The sequence below is a fragment of the Brevibacillus sedimenti genome (assembly GCF_020923495.1).
GTDB lineage: Bacteria > Bacillota > Bacilli > Brevibacillales > Brevibacillaceae > Brevibacillus > Brevibacillus aydinogluensis.
The window spans coordinates 3,589,352-3,611,646 of record NZ_CP064048.1 but is presented as its reverse complement, the minus strand read 5'-3'; the positions used below and the strand labels follow the sequence as shown (position 1 = coordinate 3,611,646).

Genomic DNA, 22,295 nt, shown 5'->3' with positions numbered 1-22,295 from the left:
GGCAAGGGACAGGTTTTTTTCATCTTTCTGTCTTTGGTATAATGTGGATGAAACAGGATGAACATGGCAATCAGCATGGCAATCAGGGAGACAAAACGAAAGGTTTCAGGAGGTTGTGCACCGTGCGGAAACAGGCTGCAGCAGACATGGAGACAGCGCTGGACGGACTAAGAAAGCGGGCGGTGTCACTGTTTGACATCCCATCGTCGTACCGGCTGCTGATCGAAGATGGGGGGCGTCATAAAAAAGGGAACGCCACGTTTCTCTGGGTCAAGCCCGACAGTGAGGAAGGGATTGCGGTCACGTTCAGTTCGGAGGGAAAGCTGCTTGAATTTACGCAGGATGTTCCCGATGAGTGGGATCATCGCCCGGTGCTGCCGGTTGATGAATTACGGCGGCGGGCGGAACAGTTCGTTTCCAGTCACGATCCCAAGGCGCTGGAAGCATTCTCTCACGTGACGGTGACCACAGAAAAAAACGGCATCTGGGTTCACTTTCGCCAGGAGGCGCTGGGATTGCCGCTGCCGCTGTCAGGCTGCCGCGTCAAGGTGCATCGGAGCGGCGCGGTGACCGATTTTACCTATTTCGGCGTGCAGCCGCTGCCGGAAACGCCCGCGCGGTTGGTGGAGGAGGCGGTGTGCGAGCGTTTCCTGGAAAACGACGTAACGCTTACGCTCGTGCTGAAGCTGCTTCCGGAGAGCGTATTCGCTGGCGGGGGAGGAACGTGGCGGCTGGTGTATGAACCGGAGCCGGTCTGCCTGACTTTTTCGGCGGAAACAGGCCCGCAGGCAAAAGCGGCGGCGGACGAAGAGAATGTGAACTGGCTCCCCCTGTCGGCTGAAGCCGTTTCAGCTTGTGAACAAGGCGTCGAATCGCTGGAGGAACTGATCGGGATTGACCCTGTCCACTACGAACGCATTCAGCAGACCGCGTTGTTCGCCGCGGAGAACCAGACGGCTGTGGTTTGGGGCCGTAGCGACCGTGTCTCGCAGGAGCCCGATCGCCAGGAGCGCTCGATTGAGGAGTTTTTCCGCAGGCGGCAGGAAGAACGTGCGGTAATGGCCCGCATTGATGCGAACACGGAACGTTTGATGAGCTTTTGGTGGTGGGAAGAGGAAGCAGGTACGCTCCGCCTGTCCCGTGAGGAGTGTTTGGAGCGGGCCGTTTCCTTCCTGCGGCGGGCGGTGCCGGAACTGCTGCCCCTGCTGGAACTGGCATCGGATGTCCCGGACGAGGGAGGGGACGAGCGCCGCGAACGGGAACATTTTCGGTTTCGCGTCCGAAGAGGCGGCATCCCCTGCGAACCGGGGTTCCTCTTCGTCACGGTTCATTCCTCAACAGGGCGGATCGAACGTTTTTCCGGGCTCGATGCGCCTCCAAACGGCTTGATTCAGGCGCCGATCATTCCCGCCCTGCCGCCTCGAGAAGCCCTGCGTCGTCTCCGGGAGGAAACCGTATTTCGCCTGCAGTGGGAGCGGTGCCGAGATGGCGGCCAGTCCCTCTACCGCCTGCAGTATGCGGCCGTTCACAAGGAGTCGGGACTGCCGGTCCGCCTCGTTGACGCCTGCAGCGGTGAGGTGATTTGCGAAAGGCGGCACGGTTAGAGCGCTTTGGCAAAGGCGCGCTTCAACATCGGCGGCGTCACCATGGTCGTCACAATCACCACAATCAACAGCGCCGTAAACTGGCCGGCCGGCAGCAGCTTTGTCCAGACCGATGGCGGCCAGAATCAGGGCCACCTCCCCGCGCGACACCATGCCGCTGCCGACGGCGAAGGCGGACGGCCGGGAAAAACCGGTAAGACGTGCGCCCGCTCCGGCGCCGACCAGTTTCGTCAGGACGGCGATGACGGAGAGGATGACGATCTGCCACACCTGGCCGCCGATGCCTGCAAACGATACGGACAGCCCGATGCTGACGAAAAAGACGGGCACGAAGATCGCGTAGGCGATCGGTTCCAGCTTGTGTTCCACCGCCTCCTTGAAATCGGTCCGGGAGATGGACCGCCCGGCGGCAAACGCGCCGATAATGCCGGCTACACCCAGGGATTCGGCCAGCCAGGCAAAAAAGAAGCACACGATCAACCCGGCGCTGATTACCGCCTCTTCCACGCGCAATGGGGCCAGCTTTTTCATCACCCAGGGGACAACCTTCCAGCCCAGCAGGATGATGACGGCAAAAAACGCCGCTTTCTTGCCGAGGACGAGAAGCAGCGGCGTTTCCGCGCCGCCGAGAACACTCATCAGGATCGCCAGGGCTGCGACCACCAGAATGTCGTCCACAATCGCCGCGCCGAGAATGGTCGTGCTTTCGCGCGTGTGCAGCTTGCCCAGCTCCTTTATGGTTTGGACCGAGATGCTTACCGATGTGGCCGACAGCAGCAGGCCGAGAAAGACGGCGTTGATTGGCTCCAGGCCAAAAAAACGGGCAGTCAGATAGCTGCCTGCAAACGGCACCAGCATCCCGCCGACGGCAACGGCCACGGAGGCGTTCCGGTTTTTGTGCAAATCGTCCAGATTGGTTTCCAGTCCAGCGAGGAACATGAGAAGCAGGACGCCTACCTGGCTCAGCTCATGCAGCACTTCCGTACGCTCGATTACCCCCAGCACGGCCGGACCAATCAGGATGCCGCTGAGCAGCTTGCCGAGGACGGCCGGCTGCCCCAGGCGCACACTGTACTCGCCGGCCAGCTTGGTCACCAGCAGGATGATGAACACTTGAAGGGAGAAGAGCACGTTCGCTCATCCTTTCTCCAAGGGAATACGGACGGACATGCGGCGGATCAGGACGACTTCGCCTTTTTGCGCCTCAGTTTCTTGGTGGTCGTCGTGGTGGCGCCGGCAGCCGGATCCTGAGAGGGCTCTTTGCCCGCCGCCGTCCTTTTTTTGGCGGGCGCGGCCGGCGTCGGCTCCGGCTCCAGCTTGGCGGGAGCAGACGCGCCGCCGGTTGCGGCGAGACTCTCCTTCAACGCCTGCATCAAATCGATCACGTTGGCGCGTGGAGCCGCCGGAGCGACAGCCACTTCCTCTCCTTTCCGCTTGCTCTCGATCACCGCCTGCAGTTGGCTGCGGTATTCGTCTTTGTACTTGGCCGGATCAAACGGCGTCGTCATGTTGCGGATCAACTCCGCTGCCATCTTCAGCTCGTTGTCAGCCAGCGAGACGTCCGCTTCGGGCAGCGACGGCACCTGTGAGACGGGGCGAACCTCGTCGGGATAAAAGATGGTTTCCAGCATGATGCAGTGTTCGTACAGCCGGACCACCGCCAGACTTTGCCGGTTGCGCATCGTCACGCGGGCAACGGCAATTTTTCCTGTTTCCTCCATGGCTGCCCGCAGCAGAGCGTACGCTTTTTCTCCGGTTTCCTGGGGGGAGAGAAAGTAGCTTTTGTCAAAGTAAACCGGGTCGATTTCGTGCAGATCGACAAAATCGAGGATCTCGATTGCTCTTCGCGTTTCCGGGGAAATCGCTTCCAGATCCTCGTCGCGAATGATTACAAAATTGCCTTTTTCGTATTCAAATCCCCGCACAATCTCCGACGCGTCCACTTCCCGCTGGCAGTGCGGACACATTTTGGCGTACTTGATCGGCGTGTGGCATTCGCTGTGAAGCTGGCGAAAGCGGATGTCCCGCTCTTCCGTCGCGGTATGCATCCGCACCGGGATATTGACCAGACCAAAACTGATCGAACCTTTCCAGACCGTGTGCATGGCAGTCCTCCTGTCAGGGTTTGCTGTCCGTAGTATTTGCACCCCGTTGGAATTACCAGGAGGGAAATGCAGGTTATTTTGCTCGACAAGGCGCGCTTTCTTTTTGTACAGTGAAAGCAAGAGGGGGAGAGCGATGGAAGAGTTGAAAAGCATGATCGCGGGATTGGGGCAGCAGTTGAGAGGGCTGGACATGCGGATCGGCGGGCTTAAATAGCGCATGGATCGATTCGAGCACCGCTTGGACATCATTGAAAGTGACGTGCGCGAGATCAAGGACCAGGTGATGTTGATCAAAGCGCAGGTCGCCCATAACACGGAGTCGCAGGGGAGCATTCGCGAATTGCAGGAACTGGTGAATTAGCACGACACGGATATTCGCCTGCTCAAAAAAGTGGTGGCCAACCACTAACAGCCCCCGCCTGCACATCGCGGTGAGCAGGGGAGGCGCCCGCCTGGCCATAACAGGAGGAGTGTTATTTCGCATGTTGGAAACGGATCGATTGTTATTTCGCCCGTATTGCCTGGAAGATCTTCCTTTTCTTGCTGGTCTGCTAAAAGACCCGGACGTGGTCCGCTACATCGGGCATGGCAAGCCGAGAACGGATGAAGAGGTCACACGCTTTTACGACTGGGTACAGCAGTCCTACGCTTCCGGTCTGGGGCTGATGGTGGCAGTGCGGAAACAGGACATGCAGCCCATCGGCCATGCGGGACTGGTGCAGCAAATAGTGGACGGGAAGCCGGAGACAGAGATCGGTTACTGGATGGCGAAGGAATACTGGGGAAACGGCTACGCGTCCGAAGCGGCGATGGCGTTTCGCGAGTACGGAGTAGCGGCGAAAGGGCTGAGGAGATTGATCTGCCTGATTCAACCGGGAAACGCTGCATCCGCACGAGTTGCCCAAAAGATCGGAATGTTCCGGGAAAAAGAGACTGTCTTCAAGGAGAAACTGGTGCACGTATACGCGTGGGAACAAACCTGACAAACGCTTTACGAAAGGAACATTTCCCAGGCAGCGGAGCATCATCACCCATCCGATTTTCAATACAAAGCCAGCCGTTTCTTACGTACGGCTGGCTTTCCGTCATTCATTTACTGCCCGTGTTTGATCACTTCGGACTTGTCGGCTTCAGACTGCATGCGGCGCGCCTCTTCCTTGCCGATGCCTGTGCGGTCGGCGAGGGACTGGGCGGCAGCGGCTTCCTGTTTTTGTTTCGACGGCTGTTTTTCTGCCATGGAGTCTGCCTCCTTTTTAACGGATAGTGTGCCGCCCGGATCACAAAAAAATACCTCACCGCCATTGGCGATGAGGCAGCGGTTTAACTTCTCCCTCAGGGAGATCGGCCACGGCATGCTCCTATCAGACACGCAGTGCGCCAAAGTAAACCGCCTTTCAATTATGGGAGAGGAGAAACCGGAGGAAGAGCTTATGGGGAAACGTAAGTCTTCTCCGCGGTTGTCAGCGACACCGTTGCGTCGCTATCCATATTCTTTGCCAGAACTTCCATCTCTTATACATGCACGGCGCAATTTTTTTCCACGGCACAATTTTACGCAGCAGACCGGTTGTGTTAGTATGAAATCATTCTCATTCTCCATACATACAAAGGTGAGGCATTATGCGAGTCATCGCAGGTGTACACAAGGGACGCAGGCTGTTGGCCGTCCCCGGCAAAAGCACGCGGCCCACGACGGACAAGGTGAAGGAATCCATTTTCAATATGATCGGCCCGTACTTTTCCGGCGGCTGGGCGCTCGATCTCTACGCCGGAACCGGCGGGCTGGGGATCGAAGCGCTCAGCAGGGGAGCGGAACGGGCCATTTTTGTGGAACGGGACGCGAAAGCACATGCGGTCGTCAAGCAAAACATCGCTGCCTGCCGGCTGGAAGACCGTTCCGAGCTGTACCGCACGGATGCGTCTCGGGCGCTGAAGGCACTGGGGAGACGCGGGGTTGCGTTTGACCTGGTCTTTCTCGATCCGCCATACGCCCAGCAAAACATCGTCGCGGACATCCGTGTCATGCAGGAACTGGGTTTGCTCGCTGACGGGGCGTGGATCGTGGCGGAACACGACAGCGACATCCGCCTGCCGGAAACGATTGGCCGCTGTGCAGTGGAGCGCGTCGCAACCTATGGGGAGACGACGGTGACGCTCTATGCCCACGAATTGGAAAAAGACGATCAAGCCGAGCAAACGGCGTCGGAAGGAGATGCATCCATCTCATGAACATCGCAGTATGCCCAGGCAGTTTTGACCCTGTGACGAATGGACACCTCGACATCATCACCCGCGGCGCCAACATTTTTGACAAGGTGATCGTAGCGGTGTTGATCAATGCCAAGAAACAGTCCTTGTTCAGTGTGGAAGAACGCATCGAACTGCTGCGCGAGGCGACAGCCGGATTGGACAACGTCGAAGTGGAGTCCTTCAACGGCCTGTTGATCGATTACGTTCGCCAGCGTCAGGCGCGGGCGGTGATCCGCGGACTGCGGGCCGTCAGCGATTTTGAGTACGAGATGCAGATGGCTTCCATCAACAAAAAGCTGGATGACCATGTCGAGACGCTGTTCATGATGACGAGCCATCAGTATTCGTTTCTCAGTTCCAGCATCGTCAAGGAACTGGCCCGATACAGCGCCGACGTGAGCGACCTGGTGCCGCCGGTTGTGGAGCGTGCGCTGCGCGCCAAATTTGCTGCACAACCCTGAGCAATCAGTGTATCTGGTGCCTGTTGGCAAGACGCACGAGCAGGCTGAGCAGGGCCAATGCAGCGAGAATCACGGCCGCGAGCAGTCCGGAGTGCAGCAGCGTATCCCACCAGTCCATGACCGGAATCCCGGACGTAGACGGCAGAAAGACCGGGATGCTGCTACCCTTGAACCAGGAAGATGCGGTGAGCGGTTCCCACGCCAAATAGGTAAGCACAGCCGAAAGGATCGCGTGAATGGCGCGGGCGAGCAGGTACGGCGCCACCCTGAGATCCGTCTGGCTGAGGATGCTGGCCACCTGGGCATGCACGCTCAAGCCGCCCCAGGAGATGACCGCGCTGGCGATGACCGCCTGCCAGATCAGCGGGACGGATGGGGGGACTTCACTTGCGGCCTGTGCGCCAAGCGTGACCTCGAAGAGACCGGCAATGATCCCGTTGGAGAGGGCGGGCGGCAGACCGATTGGACCGAGCAGCACCGCCAGCAGGCTGCTCAAAAACCGGGTCAGGTTGATGGTGGAAAACAGCTGAATCAGGACGGAAAAGACGATAATGAAGCCGCCGATCATCAGCAGCGTGTGCAGGGCAGACTGGACTGCTTCCCCCATCAGCCGCCCAAACGGCCGGCGGTCGCGCAGCCGCGCCCGATGCATCGCCTGCAGCGCCCGGAGTGGGAGAGGGAGCTGGTTCTTTTCCAGCGCCCTGCTCATGGGAGCGTACGGGGAGTAAAAGCGGTACAAGAGCCCGATCAGGACGGCTGAGACGTAATGGCTGAACGCGAGGACGACCCCGACCTGCTCACTGTGAAAGAAGCCGATGGCGACCGCGCCGATGACGAAAAGCGGGTCCCCTGTCGTGGTAAACGACACGAGCCGTTCCCCTTCCGCCTGGGTCACGCTGCCCTGTTCACGCAAGCGGGTCGTCAGCTTGGCCGCGACGGGATAGCCGGAGGCAAAGCCCATCGTCAGGACGAAGCCGCCCGTCCCCGGTACGTTGAAGAGCGGGCGCATCAACGGTTCCAAAAGCACGCCGGCGAAGTGGACGACCCCGACGCCCATCAAAATTTCGGAAAGAACGATAAACGGCAGGGTGGAGGGAAACACCACCTCCCACCAGATTTTCAAACCGCGGAGCGCCGCCTCAAACGACATCTGCGGGTGCGACACCAAAATGACGACGAGGGCAATGGCCGACAAGGCGAGCAGCAGTGTAAGAATCGGAGAGCGGCGTGACATAGCTACCTCCTGTACCAGCGAATGAGCAAAGGGAAACCCGGCAGGTCGTGCATCCGGCCTGGCCGTGCCGCAGTGCTCATGGGCAGCGAGGCAGGTCCGGCGACCGGCCGAGATAGTACATGTCTACGTGAACGAATCAAAAACTATGCTCCGCCCGTCTGCTTTGTCCGAAAGGATTGGCGGTACCCTGCATACGTTTGTGAGAGGGGGAGAGGCGCATGGGAACTACGAGAAAACCGAAAGTGGGACTGGCGCTCGGCTCGGGAGGAGCACGCGGATTGGCCCACATCGGTGTGTTGAAGGCACTGGAGGCACACGGCATTAAAGTTGACATGCTGGCCGGCAGCAGCATGGGCAGCTTGATCGCCGCCGTGTACGCTAACGGCATCGAGCCGCACATGATGGAAAAACTGGCGTTGAATCTGAAGCGAAAACATTGGCTGGATCTAACCGTTCCCGGCATGGGGTTTGTCGCGGGGGAAAAGATCAAGCAGTTGATCCGCCTGCTGACCCATGGCAAACGTATCGAGGAACTGTCCAAGGAGTTGGCTGTGGTCGCGACCGACATCGAGACCGGGGAACGTGTCGTCTTTCGGGAGGGGCCGGTGGATCAGGCTGTGCGGGCGAGCATTTCCATCCCGGGCATTTTTGTGCCCGAACGGGTGGGAGACCGCCTGCTGGTGGACGGCGGGGTCATCGATCGGGTGCCGATCACGGTCATTCGCGACATGGGTGCCGATCTCGTCATCGCTGTCGATGTCGCCCAGTTTGACACGCCGATGAAGGTGACGACGATTTTTGACGTGATCGCCCAGACGATCGACGTCATGGAGCGGGAGATTTTGCGGCATCAGATTTTGGCTGCCGATCTCGTAATCCGTCCCGATGTTGGACATTATAGCAGTATCGCGTACACCGGCGTGGAGGAGATTATCGCCCTCGGCGAACGCGCCGGACTGGACTCTGTGGAACGGATCAAGGAATTGATCGCCGACTGGGAGGCAAAACAATGAGTGAGGAGAGGCTGATTACACGCAACCGGTCGGGCCGGGGGTCCCATTCCATACCCTGGCTGTTTGTGTTGGCCGTCGTCCTGTTGGGCACGGTGTTTTTCGTGCCGACGCCGTACTATGTGACGCGGCCCGGTTCCGCCATTGAACTTGCCCCGATGATTGACGTCGAGGGTGGGAAAAAGGACGAATCAGGGGCGTTTATGTTGACGACGGTCAGGATGGGGGAAGCCAATCTCGCCTGGTATCTCTACGCCCAGCTGTCTCCCAATGCGGAACTGATGAAAAAGGAACTGGTCGTGGGCAGCGGCGAGAGCAACGAAGATTTTACGAGACGGGAATTGGCCGTGATGGACAATTCCCAGAAAATCGCGGAAGCTGTTGCGTTCCGCCTGGCCGGATACGACGTAAAGATCGAGAACCAGGGCGTGTGGGTGATGGGCACGATCGAGGGCATGCCGGCAAAAAACGTGCTGCAGATCGGTGACGTGATCGTGGCGGTGGACGGCCGACCGACGCGCGAAGCCAAGGATCTGCTCCAATACCTGTCGACCAAAAAGCAGGGCGATCAGGTGGAAGTGACGCTGATCCGTGACGGCAGGGAGGAAAAGCGCACGTTGACCCTGGCACCGCTGCCGGATTCCAAAACGCCCGGACTTGGCATCCGTCCCGACAACAAACAGGAAATCATCGTCCCCAAGCAGGTCAGCATCTCTAGCCAAGGCATTGGCGGTCCGTCGGCGGGGCTGATGATGACGCTGGAGATTTACGACCAGTTAAACCAGGAGATTGACTTGACGCGGGGATACAAGGTTGCCGGGACGGGTACAATCTCGCCGGACGGTTCAGTTGGCCGCATCGGCGGCATCAACCACAAGGTCGTGGCTGCGGACGAGGCGGGCGCTGACATCTTCCTGGCGCCGGACGATGCCGAGGGGCCGGTGTCCAATTACCAGGAGGCGCTGGAGACGGCCAAGCGGATCGGATCCCGGATGCGGGTGGTCCCGGTCAAAACCGTGGACGACGCGCTGGCTTTCCTCAAGGCGCAAAAACCAAAGGGCTCGTATAGCGAATGAGCTGTCAAGGAAAAATGGTTGACAAAGCAAAGGGCAAAGGCTATAATCATCCTTGTTGTGCTTGAGGTGAAAAGGTGTGAACATCAAAGTAAGCGATTTGGACCATCTAAAAGGCGAGCCGCTGCCGTTTCGGCTGACGTTGGACGCTGACGAACTGAAGCGCCGCCATCAGGAGATTCGCGGGCTCACCCCTGTCGAAGTGAGCGGCGAGGCAGCCAAACTGGGCAATCTCTATTACGTGAAAGGCGAGTTGAAGTCAGACGTTGACTTTGTCTGCGCGCGATGCCTGAAGCCTTTTACCCGGCACACGGCCGTGCCTTTTGCGGAAACCTTCGCCCCCGCCGATTCAGCGGAGGATGAAGACCAAGACAGCGACATTTTGCCGCTGGAAGGCGACGAGATCGAGTTGAAGCCGCTGCTGCAGGAAGATTTCCTGCTCGCCATCCCTGCTTTTCCCCTCTGCGAGGAGGAATGCAAAGGATTGTGTCCCGAGTGCGGAGTAAACCGGAACGAGCAGGCGTGCGAGTGCAAACATGAGCGGATCGATCCGCGGTTGGCCGGACTGGCTGATTTCTTCAAGGACAGCAAGTAATTGCGTGTGTTTTCAAGATGGGATTGCCGATCCCTCGATCGAGCGTCTCATTTTTGAAGGATGGCGGAAGCGTTCGCGCCTGTACCATCCACCTAATAGAGCTTCTTAGCATGTGCCAATTGAAGGAGGTGTAAGGAAGATGGCAGTACCTTTTCGGAGAACTTCCAAAACCCGTAAAAGAATGCGTCGTACGCACTTCAAATTAGAGATTCCTGGCATGATCAAATGCGATAACTGTGGCGAATACAAGCTTGCGCATCGCGTTTGCCCGAGCTGCGGACACTATAAAGGTGTAAAAGTAGCGAAGTAAGAAAAGGCAGGGTGAGAAATCACCTTGCTTTTTTCATGACGAAGTGTCCAGGAGGGAAGCGCTGCTTTCCATCCGCATGAGAGAGCCGAGCGTCGAATCGCTCATCATGCACATCGGTGGTCGGGGGACATCTGTCCCGATTTAGCCGACTGCGGCGATCTTTGCTTGTCATTCCGCCGCTTCTCCCTTATACTTGATTAGGACCTGGTATTAAAAACTACTCGCAAGTTATGCGATTGAATACGGATGCCGAGGGGGTGTTACCCATCGCCCGCTTGCCAAAAAAAGACCGCCAGACTCGTTTGGTGCAGACGCTTCAGGAAAATCCCTTCGCCACTGACGAGGATCTGGCAGAGTTGTTTCAAGTCAGCATACAAACAATACGGTTGGACCGTTTGGAGCTGGGCATCCCGGAACTGCGGGAGCGAATCAAGTCGGTGGCGGAAAGAAGCCTGGACCCGGTCAAATCACTGGGGATTGACGAAGTGATCGGGGAGATTGTCGACTTGCAGCTCGACGTTCAGGCCATCTCCGTGTTGGAAATCAAAGAAGAACACGTTTTTGCACGGACGCAAATCGCCCGTGGACACTACATATTCGCCCAGGCCAACTCGCTGGCGGTGGCGGTCATCGACGCCGACGTGGCGCTGACCGCTTCTGCCCGCATCCGCTTTATCCGTCCGGTACGGCTGGGGGAAAAGCTGGTGGCTAAGGCCGTTGTGCGCAGCCGAAACGGGGACGAATGCAAAGTGCGGGTGGAGACCAAGGTGCAGGGAGAACTGGTCTTTACCGCTACGTTCCGCGTCGTCGGCATGTCCGATGTCGCAAAGCGAAATGGATGAGAGCATTAAGGAGGAGTCACGGTTGCGAATTGCATTGGATGCGATGGGAGGCGACAACGCGCCGCGCAGCACGGTGCTGGGCGCTTTGCAGGCGGTCAGGGAGAATTCGACACTTGAGATCGTGCTGGTCGGCGACGAGCAGGCGATCCGGCGCGAACTTCCGGGAGAGCTTCCTGCAGGATTGGAAATCCACCCGGCGTCGGAAGTCATTGAACCTGACGACGAACCAGTACGGGCTGTCCGGCGCAAAAAAGGGGCGTCGCTCGTGGTGGCCGTCGAACTGGCCCGGGAAGGAAAAGTGGACGCTGCCATTTCGGCGGGCAATACGGGAGCGTTGATGACGGCCGGCCTGTTGTACGCCGGACGTATGGAAGGAATCGAGCGGCCGGCGCTGGCGGCATTCATCCCCAATATCAAGGGGAGGGCAACGCTGACGCTTGACGTGGGAGCCAACATGGACGCCAAGCCCCATCATCTCTTCCAGTACGCCGTGATGGGCAGCCTGTACGCGGAAAAAGTGCTCGGCTTCGAACGTCCGACGGTCGGTCTCTTGAACGTCGGAACAGAAGAGGGCAAAGGAAACGAACTGACCAAGGCCGTCTTTCCGCTGCTGGCGCAGACCGACCTGCACTTCGTCGGCAACGTGGAGGCGCGCGACGTGATGCAGGGAGCATGCGATGTGTTGGTTTGCGACGGCTTTGTCGGCAATGTGCTGTTGAAAGCGATGGAAGGTACCGCTTCTACCATCTTTTCCTTGCTCAAGCAGGAATTTACTTCCAGCCTGATTAATAAAGTAGGTGCGGCCATGTTGAAACCGAGCCTGGTCCGCTTCAAGCAGCGGATGGATTACGCCGAATACGGTGGCGCTCCGCTGCTGGGACTGCGCCGGCCTGTGATCAAGGCGCACGGATCGTCTGACGAGCGTGCGATCAAAAACGCGATAGCCAGTGCTGTCCGTTTTGTTGCTGAGGATGTGAACGGTTTTATCCAGGACGCACTACAGAAAAACCAATCGGGAGAAAGCGAGTGAAACCAATGAAGGAATTGCGCCCCGTAGGGATTTTGGCGACAGGTTCCTACACGCCGGAGAGAGTGCTGACCAATTTTGATCTGGAAAAAATGGTGGAAACATCTGATGAGTGGATCGTCACTCGCACCGGGATTCGCGAGCGCCGCATCAGCGCACCGGATCAGGCGTCCTCCGATCTGGCGTACGAAGCAGCCAAAAATGCGCTGGCGAAAGCTGGGATCAGTCCGGAAGAGCTGGACATGATCATCGTAGCCACCGTTACACCCGACATGATGTTCCCGTCGACGGCCTGCATCCTGCAGGAGAAACTGGGCGCTTCCCGCGCAGCCGCGCTGGACGTTTCGGCGGCCTGCACCGGGTTCCTTTACGGGATCGCCACGGGCAGCCAGTTCATTGCCAACGGACTGTACCGCTACGTGCTCGTCGTCGGGGTGGAAACCCTGTCCAAAATCACAAACTACAAGGACCGCAACACCTGCGTTCTGTTTGGCGACGGTGCCGGTGCGGCCCTGCTCGGACCGGTGGGCGAGGGCTTCGGATTCCAGGCGTTTGAGCTGGGCGCTGACGGTTCCGGCGGACCGCTCCTGTGTATGCCTGCGGGCGGGTCGCGGATTCCGGCCTCCAGCGAATCGGTGGAAAAAAACCTGCACTACATCTCGATGACCGGCAGTGAAGTGTTCAAATTCGCCGTCCGCGTCATGAATTCGGCGACGGAAGCGGTGCTGGAGAAGTCGGGGACACCGAAAGAAGCGATCGACCTGCTGGTTCCCCACCAGGCCAACAAACGGATTATCGACGCAGCCATCCAGCGCTTCGGCTTGTCGGAGGACAAAGTGGCGATCAACCTGGACCGCTACGGCAACATGTCGTCCGCGTCCATTCCCGTCGCGCTGGACGAAGCGGTGGCAGAGGGGCGCCTGAAAGAAGGCGACAACGTCGTCCTCGTCGGCTTCGGCGGAGGACTGACATGGGGTGCAGCCCTGTTGAAGTGGTCCACCACACCGGCTTAAAGGAGGAAATCGTGCAATGAGCAAAGTGGCTTTTGTCTTCCCGGGACAGGGGTCCCAGTTCGTCGGAATGGGTCGGTCGCTTGCCGAACAGTCCGCAGCTGCCCGCGAAGTGTTTGAACGTGCAGACGAAGCGCTCGGCTTTTCGCTGTCGTCGCTCTGCTTTGAAGGACCGGAAGAAGAGCTGCGGCTGACGGTCAACACGCAGCCGGCAATCCTGACGACCAGCGTCGCGGTTCTGGCCGCGCTTCGCGAGCAACGACCGGACGTGGCGCCCGATTACGTGGCCGGACACAGCCTGGGCGAGTATTCGGCGCTGGTGGCCGCCGAGTCGATGGCATTCGCCGACGCAGTGAAAGTGGTCCGCGCCCGCGGTCAATTCATGGAGGAGGCTGTGCCAGCCGGTCAGGGAGCGATGGCAGCCGTGCTCGGCATGGACCGGCAGGCCCTGCAGGACGTCTGCGAAACGGTGACTGCATCAGGTCACCCCGTCCAGCCCGCCAATATGAACGGCCCCGGACAGATCGTGATCTCCGGTACGGCGGAGGGCGTGCGGCTGGCCGGTGAGCAGGCGAAAGCAGCCGGCGCCAAACGCGTTCTGCCGCTCAACGTCAGCGGCCCGTTCCACTCCAGTCTGATGCAGCCAGCTGCGGAGCGGCTCAAGGGCGTGCTGGCCAACATTGACGTGAAAGACGCTCGAGTGCCGGTGGTGGCAAACGTATCGGCCCGTCCGGAGACGGCGGCGGCGGCAATTGTCGACAACCTCGTGAAGCAGGTGGCCGCTCCGGTACTGTGGGAGGATTCCGTCCGCTGGATGGCGGAACAGGGCGTTACCACCTTTGTGGAGATCGGCCCGGGCAAAGTGCTGGCTGGCCTGATCAAAAAGATTGCGCCGACGGGGACGACGATCGTTTCCGTTCAGGATATGGAATCGTTACATGAACTGTTGAACGGAGGGGTATTATGCTAGCAGGCAAAACCGCGCTGGTCACCGGCGCTTCCCGCGGAATCGGCCGCGCGATTGCACTGCGGCTGGCGGAAGCGGGAGCCAACGTCGTGGTCAACTACGCCGGCAGTGAGGCGGCGGCTGCGGAAACAGTGGCCAAGGTAAAGGAACTGGGGCGCGAGGCGATCATGATCCGCGCCAACGTGGCCAATGCCGAAGAAGTAAACGAGATGTTCAAAGAGGCGCTGGAGCGCTTCGGTACGATTGACATTCTCGTCAACAACGCTGGCATCACGCGCGACAATCTGCTGATGCGGATGAAAGAGGAAGAGTGGGACGAGGTGATCTCCACCAACCTGAAAGGCGTCTTCAACTGCCTGAAAGCGGCCACCCGTCCCATGATGAAACAGCGTTCCGGCAAGATCATCAATATCACTTCTGTCGTCGGCGTGCTGGGCAATCCCGGCCAAGCCAACTACGTGGCAGCCAAGGCCGGCGTAATCGGATTGACGAAGACGGCCGCGCGTGAGCTGGCATCCCGCGGCATTACCGTAAACGCGGTCGCCCCCGGTTTTATCGACACGGACATGACTGCGAACCTGCCCGAGGACGTCAAGGCGTCCATGCTGGGCCAAATTCCGTTGGGCCGACTCGGCCAGGCGGACGACATCGCCGGGGTGGTTCTGTTCCTCGCCTCGGACGCGGCCAACTACATGACCGGCCAAACCCTGCACGTCGACGGCGGCATGTACATGTAAGGCGCACGCGTACAAGCAGCAAGAGCCTGACTCAACTGGTGTTTTGCAGGCTCATCCACTATAATACGGGGAGAGGGGGTGAAGCAAAATGGCAGACACGTTGGAACGTGTGAAGAAAATCATCGTCGATCGTCTGGGTGTAGAGGAATCCAAGGTGACTTTGGAAGCTTCTTTCAAAGATGACCTGGGTGCCGACTCCCTGGATGTAGTGGAACTCGTAATGGAACTGGAAGACGAGTTCGATATGGAAATCTCTGACGAAGACGCTGAAAAAATCACTACTGTTGGTGAGGTTGTAGCTTACATAGAATCTCACAAGTAGTCTGTTCAGTGGAAGTCCCGTGTCACGCGGGACTTCTCCCTTCACACACCCGGCTCGATTTTGCCGCAGAGCTTTCCAACCGTAACCAGGCGAAGAACAAGGAAGCGGAGAGCTGACTTACACATAGAGGTGATCGTAATGAAACGACGAGTGGTGATTACCGGTGTCGGCGTCATCTCCCCCGTGGGTAATGACGCGAAGACCTTCTGGAACAGCTTGCTGGAAGGAAAATCGGGAATCGGGCGCATCACGGCATTTGACGCCTCCGACTACCCTACGCAGATTGCGGGGGAAGTAAAGGATTTCAATCCCGAGGCGTACCTGGACAAGAGGGAAATCCGACGTACAGACCGATTCGTTCAGTTTGCGTTGGCTGCCACCAAAATGGCGATGGAAGACGCCAAGTTGGAGATTACGGCTGAGAATGCGGAACGCGTGGGTGTATACATCGGATCAGGTATCGGCGGTCTGACTACCTGGGAAGAGCAGCACCTGGTGCTGTTGGAAAAGGGACCGCGCCGTGTCAGCCCGTTTTTTATCCCGATGATGATCGCCAACATGGCATCCGGAGCCGTCTCCATCCAGTACGGAGCAAAAGGGCCGACGTCCAGCGCAATTACCGCGTGCGCGACGGGGACGAACGCAATCGGAGATGCCTTCCGGCTGATCCAGCACGGTCACGCCGACGCGATGATCACCGGCGGTGCGGAAGCGACGATCCGGCCGATGGCGTTTGCCGGTTTCTGTTCCGCCAAAGCGATGTCCACCCGCAACGACGAGCCGGAAAAGGCGAGCCGTCCGTTTGACATCGACCGCGACGGGTTCGTCATGGGCGAAGGAGCGGGCGTGCTCATTCTCGAAGAGCTGGAGCACGCGAAAAAGCGGGGAGCAACCATTTTGGCGGAAGTGATCGGCTACGGCATGAGTGCGGACGCCTACCACATCACCGCCCCGTCACCGGAGGGGCAGGCCCGCTGCATGAGAAACGCGCTGCGTGACGCCGGTATTGAACCGACGGATGTGGATTATATTAATGCACACGGCACCTCTACGGATCAAGGTGACATTTCCGAAACGCAGGCGATCAAGAGCGTGTTTGGCGACCATGCCTACAAGCTGGCGGTCAGCTCGACCAAGTCGATGACCGGTCACATGCTCGGGGCGACCGGAGGTGTGGAAGCGATTGCGTCGGCGTTGGCGCTGCGCGATCAGATTCTCCCGCCGACGATCAACCTGGAGAACCCCGATCCGCAGTGCGACCTCGACTACGTACCCAATCAAGCGCGCAAGGCGGACGTGAAGGTAGCCATGTCCAACTCGTTTGGGTTTGGCGGTCACAATGCCACGATCGTCTTGAAGCGGTTTGAGGCATAAATGGTTCCTGCCGGAAAGAAGCGCAGGAAGTCTTCAAGAATGGTGGTGAGCGTCATGAACTTCTCGGAGCTGCAAGAAACCATCGGTATTCGATTTCGCGACGAGAACGTATTGCGGCAAGCCTTCACCCATTCTTCCTATGTCAATGAGCAGCGCGGCAAGCGCATCCAGGACAACGAGCGGCTGGAGTTTCTCGGCGATGCCGTCCTGGAACTGACCGTTTCGCAATTTCTCTACAAGACCTTCCCCAAAATGAGCGAAGGAGAAATGACGAAACTGCGGGCAGCGATTGTCTGCGAGCCGTCATTGGTCAAATTTGCCGAACTGCTAAACTTTGGCGATCTCGTTCTGCTGGGAAAAGGGGAAGAACTGACAGGCGGCCGGCAGCGGCCCGCGCTACTGGCGGACGTGTTTGAGGCGTTTATTGGCGCGCTTTACCTTGATCAGGGACTGGACGCAGTCTTTCACTTCATGGAAAAGTACGTCTATCCGCGAGTGGACAAGGGCGAGTTTGCCCAGGTCACCGACTTCAAGAGTCAGCTTCAGGAGTTCGTCCAGCAGGATAACCTGGGGGAAATTCAGTACCGCATCGTGGAGGAAAAGGGGCCGGCGCACAACCGGGAGTTTGTGTCCGAAGTGCTCCTGAACAACCGTCCGCTCGGCATGGGCAGCGGGCGATCCAAAAAAGAGGCGGAACAGCAGGCGGCTGCCCGGGCGTTGATCAAACTGGGAGCGAAGTAGATCGCCCGCTGATTCGTGAGAAAACCCGTTCTCCCCATGAGGGAAAACGGGTTTTTTTGTTAGGCTTGCTTTTTGGTCATGCCGTACTTTTTTAGCTTGTAGTTGAGATGTTGGCGGGAAATTCCCAGCCGCTCCCCCGCCTTGGTGATGTTTCCGTTGGTTTCGCGCAGGGCCTGGCGGATCAGCTCCTGCTCCAGCCGAGCGACTTGTTGCTCCAGACTGCCGGAGAGGCGAATCGGCGCGGTAACTGCCTGCGGCGCATCCGGAAAAGCGTCAGGGAGCTGCCGGATGATCATCTCGCGAAACGCGTACGGCAGGTGTTCGAACCGGATCGGGCCGTCGTCGTACATGAGATTGAGGCAGCCCTCGATCACGTGCTCCAACTGGCGGACATTGCCCGGCCAGGCGAACGCCAGCAGGTGGCTGTAAACGTCCGGATCGATGCCGGTCACCTTCACGTCAAGCGCTCTGCCATGCTTGGCCAGAAACGCGTCGATCAGGGCCGGAATGTCCTCCCTTCGCTTGCGCAGCGGCGGGATGTACAGGTTGACCACGCTCAGACGGTAAAACAAATCTTCCCGAAGCCGCCCATGCCGGATGGCCTCCAGCGGATCTTCATTGATCGTGGCGATAATCCGCACATCCACGTCCACGACCTTGGCCGATCCCAGCCTTTGACATTTTTTCTCCTGCAAGACGCGCAAAAGCTTTGCCTGCAGATTGGGGCTCATCGCATTCAGTTCGTCCAGCAGCAGCGTGCCGCCGTTGGCCTGCTCAAACAGGCCCGGCCTGTCCACCGCCCCCGTAAAACTGCCCGGAGCGGTCCCAAAGAGCAGACCTTCCAGCAAACCTTCCGGCAGGGCCGCGCAGTTTTGCGCGATAAACGGTGCCGATCGCCGCGGACTTTCGTTGTGAATGCTCTGTGCAAACAACTCCTTTCCCGTGCCCGTCTCGCCGATGATCAGCACGGAGGAAGAAGAGCGTGCCGCCCGTCTCGCCTGTTCCACAATGTGTCCCATCTCGCGGCTGACGTAGACGATGTCCGTGAAACGGAAACGCGTCTGGTTCTGCCTGGGGAGCGGCCGGGGGGAGGCGGGCTTCGTCTCGTCCGCCTTGCGGAGCTGTTGGATGGATTCGGCCAGCTGCTTTTGCTCCGTGATGTCCCGCAAGACCTGAATCGCGCCCCGTTTCTGCTCGCCCACAAACAGGGGAGTGGTGCGGGAGAGCGTGGTCACTGCCCGTCCGTTCGGGGTAAAGTGCGTCTCCCGATGGTGCAGCGTTTTGGACAGTTTCATCGCCACCAATAGCGGGTTGGACTGCTCGTCGAGCGCGGGCCACACGTCAAACATGCGCCTGCCCCTGACTGACGCCGGCTCGCGAAGGTCGATCTCCCCCATCTTCCGGTTGTAAAAGAGGACCCGCCCCTCCGTGTTGACCACACAGACCCCTTCCTCCAGTTCGTCCAGCACGGCGTCGTACAGGAGCTTGACTTCGTTCATGGCTTGCAGCTGGTATTTCAACTGCTGCTGCTGAGTCATGTTCTTGAGAATGATCACATATCGCGTCTGCTCCAGGTCGCGATAGAGCGGGACCACGTTGGCAATCAACTCCTGGGTGCCGATGCAGACGGAGATGCCGGTCGTTTCCTTGTCCGCCTTGAGATACCGGCCAAATGACCTGTCACCCAGCAATTCGCAGAGGGAGACACCGGCGAAATCCCCGGGGCCGAGCGAAAACAAGCGCATGGCCGAACGGTTGAGGTCCAGCACGCTGCCTTCCTCATCGACGATCACCATGCACTCAAAGCAGGCGTTCCACACGTCGTTGAGCGCAATCACAGTCATGGTGAAAAAAGCCCCCCTCTGGCGCAAAATGTTTGTCGTTTGCCGGAAACGCCGTTTCAAAACAGCAGCATTCCTGACTTCACTATAGCTTCACTATAGGATCGTTTATCCAAATATTCAATAGATTCAAAAATATTTTGCGCAAATTTTTTTTCAGCGCTCTTTTTTTGTCGCTTTACTCCCTTGCAAAAACGCCTAAATGCCGAAGGAGCAGCTGGCATGCAGATTGCTTCCCGTAACGTGTGACAGCCCCTGAAAGGAGGATCATGATGACACTGGATCTGCGTCCCATCAAGGCGGTGGACGTCCACTGCCACCCGTATCTGCAGCAGGCATCCCCGCTGTCGCCTGCAGAATTTGTTCGCAAGCTGTCCTTATCCGTTGTTCCCGGCATGTTTCAAACCGTGGAACGCGGCCACCCCAAGCAGCCCGTTCCCGGAACCAACATGTACACGCAGATCACCATTCAGCGCTTGGCAGCGTATTACGGCTGTGATCCGGTGCTGGAAGAGGTGGTGGCCTGTCGCAATCGGCTGGCGAGCGATCCGCGGGAGTATACCCGGGCCTTGTTCCGTGACGCCAACATCGCCGGACTGCTGCTGGATTTCGGCTATCCGCAGCCGCGCCTGTCCGAGGAGGCATACGCCGACATGACGGGCGTGCCGTATTGGGAAGTGTACCGCATCGAGCCGGTCATGGTCAGGCTGCGGGAGGAGTGCAGGGAGTTTGGTTCGTTTGCCGAGCGGTATCGGGCCGATCTGCGCGAGGCGTTGAAAGGGGAGCGCATTCTCGGTTTGAAAACGATCATCGCCTACCGCAGCGGTCTGGAGATCGGCCCGATGGACGAGCGGGCGGCAGCGGAGGAGTACGCGGCATTCTGCTCTGATCCGCGGGCGACCGTTAAGGCGTTGCGCGATTACTGTCTGCACGTCGCCCTGGAAGAATGTACGGCAGCCGACAAGGCGATGCATATCCATACCGGCGTGGGCGACGGCGAGGTCGTGCTGACCAAGGCGAACCCCGCCAGGCTTATGAATCTTCTGCGCGACAAGAAGTACATCGACACAAAGGTGCACCTTGTCCACGGCGGTTATCCGTGGGTGGAGGAGGCAGCCTTTATCGCCAGTGTACTGCCCCGTGTCTATCTGGACATTTCCCTGCAGAATCCGTTTATCGGCCACGGGGTGGAGCGGATTCTCTCGCACGTCTTTGAATTTGCGCCGTTTTCCAAGGTGATGTACGGTTCGGACGCGTTTACCCTGCCGGAGATGAATTGGCTGGGCGTGCACTTGTTCAAGGAGTGCTTCACGCGCGTGCTGGAAGGGTGGATTGCGCGTGACTACATGGATGCCGACGTGGCCCTGCACATTGCCGAAGGGGTGCTGTACCGCAATTTTACCGAGGTGTACGAGATTGCCTGGTGAGGTGGGCTAGCATGATTGAGCAATTCGGTTACAAGCAGGAGTTGAAAAGAGCGCTCAGCTTTTGGGATCTGCTCGTGTACGGCTTGATCTTCATGGTGCCGATTGCGCCATTCGGCGTGTACGGCTACGTTGCCGATGCCTCGAAAGGGATGGTGGCGCTGGCATACCTGATCGGCATGGCCGGGATGATTTTTACGGCGTTGAGCTATGCGCGCATGTCTGAGGCGTTTCCCGTCGCTGGTTCGGTCTACGCGTACGCGCAGCGCGGCATCCACGAAACCGTGGGCTTCTTTTCCGGCTGGGCAATCCTGCTGGACTACATCCTCATCCCTTCCCTCTGTTACGTGGTGAGCGCCAACGCGCTGACTTCCCTGGTTCCGACGATTCCCGCCTGGGTCTGGATCGTGCTGTTTCTCGCCGTCAACACGGTCATCAACGTGCGCGGCGTGGAGTTCACGGCGAGAGCCAACAAGATCATGCTGATCATCCTGTTCGCCGTGCTGGTGTTGTTTTTGATCGCCGGCGTCACCGCGCTGCTGGGGAGCGGCGGTTTTACCGTCAAGCCGATCTATGACGCGGAACATTTTGACCTGAATCTGGTGATGAGTGCAGTCTCCATCGCAGTTCTCTCCTTTCTCGGGTTTGACGCGATATCCACGCTCTCCGAAGAGGTCAAAGGGGGCAGCAAGGCGGTCGGGCGGGCAAGCGTGACAGCACTCTTCACCGTCGGTTTTCTGTTTATCGCGCAGACCTGGGTGGCGAGCGATCTGGGGCGAGGCATGCAGTTTGACAGTCTCGATACGGCTTTCTACGAAATCGCCGGTGCCGCCGGAGGAGTGTGGCTGAAGACGGTGTCCATCCTCGCCACTGTTTTGTCGTGGGGCATCTCTGCGGCGCTGGTGGCGCAGGCGGCCATATCCCGCATTCTGTTTTCGATGGGGCGCGACCGCAAACTTCCCGCTGTTTTGGCCAAGGTCCATCCCCGGTACCAAACGCCCTACGTGAGCACCGTGCTTGTCGCGGTGGTGTCGCTGATCGTCAGTCTCGGCTTTCAAGACCACATGCCGCTGCTCACCAATCTGGTCAACTTCGGGGCGCTCACCAGTTTTGTGGTGCTCCATCTGTCCGTCATTGTCCATTTCACCATTCGCCAAAAATCCCGGCAGGTTGTCGCTCATTTGCTCTGTCCACTGATCGGTATGAGCGTAATCGCCTACGTGCTGACCTCCATGGATCCGCTGGCGATCAAGGCGGGAATCGCCTGGCTGGCGCTGGGGGCAGTGTACCTCTTCATCCGCAGCCGCGTGTTCAAGGACAAGTCAACGACGCTGGAATTGTAAGCCGTTTCGCATGCAGCACCTTACA

23 protein-coding genes and 1 pseudogene are annotated in these 22,295 nt (G+C 58.6%); 19 read left to right on the top strand and 5 right to left on the bottom strand.

What is annotated here, in order from left to right:
- Window positions 1-122 precede the first annotated feature (122 nt).
- Window positions 123-1,604, top strand: coding sequence for a YcdB/YcdC domain-containing protein (locus IRT44_RS17660; protein WP_230077105.1), 1,482 nt, complete (start codon window positions 123-125; stop codon window positions 1,602-1,604).
- Here IRT44_RS17660 and IRT44_RS17655 read toward each other — a convergent pair.
- Together IRT44_RS17655 and IRT44_RS17650 are read right to left on the bottom strand one after the other, a co-directional pair.
- Window positions 1,601-2,735 (bottom strand): annotated as a pseudogene (locus IRT44_RS17655) (cation:proton antiporter). The gene IRT44_RS17660 and the pseudogene IRT44_RS17655 overlap by 4 nt on opposite strands.
- A gap of 47 nt (window positions 2,736-2,782) precedes the next feature.
- Window positions 2,783-3,709 carry a non-homologous end joining protein Ku gene (locus IRT44_RS17650; protein WP_230077104.1) on the bottom strand — a complete coding sequence of 309 codons (927 nt, stop codon included), beginning with the start codon at window positions 3,707-3,709 and terminating at the stop codon, window positions 2,783-2,785.
- Between the two features lie 217 nt (window positions 3,710-3,926).
- Between IRT44_RS17650 and IRT44_RS17645 the strand changes: the two genes are divergently transcribed.
- Both IRT44_RS17645 and IRT44_RS17640 read left to right on the top strand, forming a co-directional pair.
- Entirely contained in the window at window positions 3,927-4,070 is a 144-nt protein-coding gene (locus tag IRT44_RS17645) for a hypothetical protein (RefSeq protein WP_230077103.1), read from the top strand.
- 121 nt (window positions 4,071-4,191) lie between these two features.
- Complete coding sequence (locus IRT44_RS17640; protein WP_230077102.1) at window positions 4,192-4,692, top strand: GNAT family N-acetyltransferase; 501 nt, start codon at window positions 4,192-4,194, stop codon at window positions 4,690-4,692.
- 110 nt (window positions 4,693-4,802) lie between these two features.
- Here IRT44_RS17640 and IRT44_RS17635 read toward each other — a convergent pair whose 3' ends face one another.
- Complete coding sequence (locus IRT44_RS17635) at window positions 4,803-4,946, bottom strand: hypothetical protein (RefSeq protein ID WP_171566931.1); 144 nt, start codon at window positions 4,944-4,946, stop codon at window positions 4,803-4,805.
- A 383-nt stretch (window positions 4,947-5,329) separates the two neighbouring features.
- Between IRT44_RS17635 and rsmD the strand changes: the two genes are divergently transcribed.
- Together rsmD and coaD are read left to right on the top strand one after the other, a co-directional pair.
- Window positions 5,330-5,938 (top strand): 16S rRNA (guanine(966)-N(2))-methyltransferase RsmD, encoded by a 609-nt coding sequence (gene rsmD, locus IRT44_RS17630; RefSeq protein WP_230077101.1) that lies wholly within the window; start codon window positions 5,330-5,332, stop codon window positions 5,936-5,938.
- Window positions 5,935-6,420: a pantetheine-phosphate adenylyltransferase gene (coaD, locus tag IRT44_RS17625; RefSeq protein ID WP_171566933.1), complete on the top strand. Its 486-nt coding sequence runs from the start codon at window positions 5,935-5,937 to the stop codon at window positions 6,418-6,420. The genes rsmD and coaD overlap by 4 nt, the downstream gene beginning before the upstream one ends.
- A 4-nt stretch (window positions 6,421-6,424) precedes the next feature.
- Here the strand turns inward: coaD and ylbJ are convergent, their stop codons facing one another.
- Window positions 6,425-7,654: a sporulation integral membrane protein YlbJ gene (gene ylbJ, locus IRT44_RS17620; protein WP_230077100.1), complete on the bottom strand. Its 1,230-nt coding sequence runs from the start codon at window positions 7,652-7,654 to the stop codon at window positions 6,425-6,427.
- A 218-nt stretch (window positions 7,655-7,872) separates the two neighbouring features.
- On the opposite strand from ylbJ, the gene IRT44_RS17615 reads away from it, so the two are divergent.
- From IRT44_RS17615 to rnc, 12 genes are all read left to right on the top strand, one after another.
- Complete coding sequence (locus IRT44_RS17615; protein WP_171566935.1) at window positions 7,873-8,667, top strand: patatin-like phospholipase family protein; 795 nt, start codon at window positions 7,873-7,875, stop codon at window positions 8,665-8,667.
- Window positions 8,664-9,740 (top strand): SepM family pheromone-processing serine protease, encoded by a 1,077-nt coding sequence (locus tag IRT44_RS17610; protein WP_171566936.1) that lies wholly within the window; start codon window positions 8,664-8,666, stop codon window positions 9,738-9,740. Before IRT44_RS17615 ends, IRT44_RS17610 begins: the two co-directional genes overlap by 4 nt.
- Window positions 9,741-9,816: 76 nt before the next feature.
- Window positions 9,817-10,332 carry a YceD family protein gene (locus IRT44_RS17605; RefSeq protein WP_230077099.1) on the top strand — a complete coding sequence of 172 codons (516 nt, stop codon included), beginning with the start codon at window positions 9,817-9,819 and terminating at the stop codon, window positions 10,330-10,332.
- Window positions 10,333-10,471: 139 nt separating this feature from the next.
- Entirely contained in the window at window positions 10,472-10,642 is a 171-nt protein-coding gene (rpmF, locus tag IRT44_RS17600; RefSeq protein WP_171566938.1) for a 50S ribosomal protein L32, read from the top strand.
- A 257-nt stretch (window positions 10,643-10,899) separates the two neighbouring features.
- Complete coding sequence (gene fapR, locus IRT44_RS17595) at window positions 10,900-11,484, top strand: transcription factor FapR (RefSeq protein ID WP_171566939.1); 585 nt, start codon at window positions 10,900-10,902, stop codon at window positions 11,482-11,484.
- 22 nt (window positions 11,485-11,506) lie between these two features.
- Window positions 11,507-12,514, top strand: a complete 1,008-nt coding sequence (gene plsX, locus IRT44_RS17590) for a phosphate acyltransferase PlsX (protein WP_230077098.1) — start codon at window positions 11,507-11,509, stop codon at window positions 12,512-12,514.
- Window positions 12,515-12,519: 5 nt separating this feature from the next.
- Window positions 12,520-13,524 carry a beta-ketoacyl-ACP synthase III gene (locus IRT44_RS17585; protein WP_171567013.1) on the top strand — a complete coding sequence of 335 codons (1,005 nt, stop codon included), beginning with the start codon at window positions 12,520-12,522 and terminating at the stop codon, window positions 13,522-13,524.
- A 16-nt stretch (window positions 13,525-13,540) separates the two neighbouring features.
- On the top strand, window positions 13,541-14,491 hold the full coding sequence (gene fabD / locus IRT44_RS17580; RefSeq protein ID WP_171566941.1) for an ACP S-malonyltransferase: 951 nt from the start codon (window positions 13,541-13,543) through the stop codon (window positions 14,489-14,491).
- Entirely contained in the window at window positions 14,485-15,225 is a 741-nt protein-coding gene (fabG, locus tag IRT44_RS17575; RefSeq protein ID WP_171566942.1) for a 3-oxoacyl-[acyl-carrier-protein] reductase, read from the top strand. The genes fabD and fabG overlap by 7 nt, the downstream gene beginning before the upstream one ends.
- Window positions 15,226-15,313: 88 nt before the next feature.
- Window positions 15,314-15,547: an acyl carrier protein gene (locus tag IRT44_RS17570; protein WP_171566943.1), complete on the top strand. Its 234-nt coding sequence runs from the start codon at window positions 15,314-15,316 to the stop codon at window positions 15,545-15,547.
- A gap of 138 nt (window positions 15,548-15,685) precedes the next feature.
- Window positions 15,686-16,921 carry a beta-ketoacyl-ACP synthase II gene (gene fabF / locus IRT44_RS17565; RefSeq protein WP_230077097.1) on the top strand — a complete coding sequence of 412 codons (1,236 nt, stop codon included), beginning with the start codon at window positions 15,686-15,688 and terminating at the stop codon, window positions 16,919-16,921.
- 54 nt (window positions 16,922-16,975) lie between these two features.
- Entirely contained in the window at window positions 16,976-17,662 is a 687-nt protein-coding gene (gene rnc, locus IRT44_RS17560; RefSeq protein WP_305792675.1) for a ribonuclease III, read from the top strand.
- 59 nt (window positions 17,663-17,721) lie between these two features.
- Here the strand turns inward: rnc and IRT44_RS17555 are convergent, their stop codons facing one another.
- The gene (locus IRT44_RS17555; RefSeq protein WP_212131909.1) at window positions 17,722-19,506 is read right to left on the bottom strand and encodes a sigma 54-interacting transcriptional regulator; all 1,785 of its coding nucleotides are present in this window, start codon (window positions 19,504-19,506) and stop codon (window positions 17,722-17,724) included.
- Window positions 19,507-19,772: 266 nt separating this feature from the next.
- Between IRT44_RS17555 and IRT44_RS17550 the strand changes: the two genes are divergently transcribed.
- Window positions 19,773-20,930: an amidohydrolase family protein gene (locus IRT44_RS17550; RefSeq protein WP_171566947.1), complete on the top strand. Its 1,158-nt coding sequence runs from the start codon at window positions 19,773-19,775 to the stop codon at window positions 20,928-20,930.
- A gap of 11 nt (window positions 20,931-20,941) precedes the next feature.
- On the top strand, window positions 20,942-22,270 hold the full coding sequence (locus tag IRT44_RS17545) for an APC family permease (protein ID WP_171566948.1): 1,329 nt from the start codon (window positions 20,942-20,944) through the stop codon (window positions 22,268-22,270).
- Window positions 22,271-22,295: the final 25 nt, after the last annotated feature.

Bases quoted from the DNA above. Each gene is read 5' to 3' on its own strand.
- IRT44_RS17650 (WP_230077104.1), bottom strand. From the start codon at position 3,709: ATGCACACGGTCTGGAAAGGTTCGATCAGTTTTGGTCTGGTCAATATC.
- IRT44_RS17645 (WP_230077103.1), top strand. From the start codon at position 3,927: ATGGATCGATTCGAGCACCGCTTGGACATCATTGAAAGTGACGTGCGC.
- IRT44_RS17640 (WP_230077102.1), top strand. From the start codon at position 4,192: ATGTTGGAAACGGATCGATTGTTATTTCGCCCGTATTGCCTGGAAGAT.
- IRT44_RS17635 (WP_171566931.1), bottom strand. From the start codon at position 4,946: ATGGCAGAAAAACAGCCGTCGAAACAAAAACAGGAAGCCGCTGCCGCC.
- rsmD (WP_230077101.1), top strand. From the start codon at position 5,330: ATGCGAGTCATCGCAGGTGTACACAAGGGACGCAGGCTGTTGGCCGTC.
- coaD (WP_171566933.1), top strand. From the start codon at position 5,935: ATGAACATCGCAGTATGCCCAGGCAGTTTTGACCCTGTGACGAATGGA.
- ylbJ (WP_230077100.1), bottom strand. From the start codon at position 7,654: ATGTCACGCCGCTCTCCGATTCTTACACTGCTGCTCGCCTTGTCGGCC.
- IRT44_RS17615 (WP_171566935.1), top strand. From the start codon at position 7,873: ATGGGAACTACGAGAAAACCGAAAGTGGGACTGGCGCTCGGCTCGGGA.
- IRT44_RS17610 (WP_171566936.1), top strand. From the start codon at position 8,664: ATGAGTGAGGAGAGGCTGATTACACGCAACCGGTCGGGCCGGGGGTCC.
- rpmF (WP_171566938.1), top strand. From the start codon at position 10,472: ATGGCAGTACCTTTTCGGAGAACTTCCAAAACCCGTAAAAGAATGCGT.
- IRT44_RS17585 (WP_171567013.1), top strand. From the start codon at position 12,520: ATGAAGGAATTGCGCCCCGTAGGGATTTTGGCGACAGGTTCCTACACG.
- fabD (WP_171566941.1), top strand. From the start codon at position 13,541: ATGAGCAAAGTGGCTTTTGTCTTCCCGGGACAGGGGTCCCAGTTCGTC.
- fabG (WP_171566942.1), top strand. From the start codon at position 14,485: ATGCTAGCAGGCAAAACCGCGCTGGTCACCGGCGCTTCCCGCGGAATC.
- IRT44_RS17570 (WP_171566943.1), top strand. From the start codon at position 15,314: ATGGCAGACACGTTGGAACGTGTGAAGAAAATCATCGTCGATCGTCTG.
- fabF (WP_230077097.1), top strand. From the start codon at position 15,686: ATGAAACGACGAGTGGTGATTACCGGTGTCGGCGTCATCTCCCCCGTG.
- rnc (WP_305792675.1), top strand. From the start codon at position 16,976: ATGAACTTCTCGGAGCTGCAAGAAACCATCGGTATTCGATTTCGCGAC.
- IRT44_RS17555 (WP_212131909.1), bottom strand. From the start codon at position 19,506: ATGACTGTGATTGCGCTCAACGACGTGTGGAACGCCTGCTTTGAGTGC.
- IRT44_RS17550 (WP_171566947.1), top strand. From the start codon at position 19,773: ATGATGACACTGGATCTGCGTCCCATCAAGGCGGTGGACGTCCACTGC.
- IRT44_RS17545 (WP_171566948.1), top strand. From the start codon at position 20,942: ATGATTGAGCAATTCGGTTACAAGCAGGAGTTGAAAAGAGCGCTCAGC.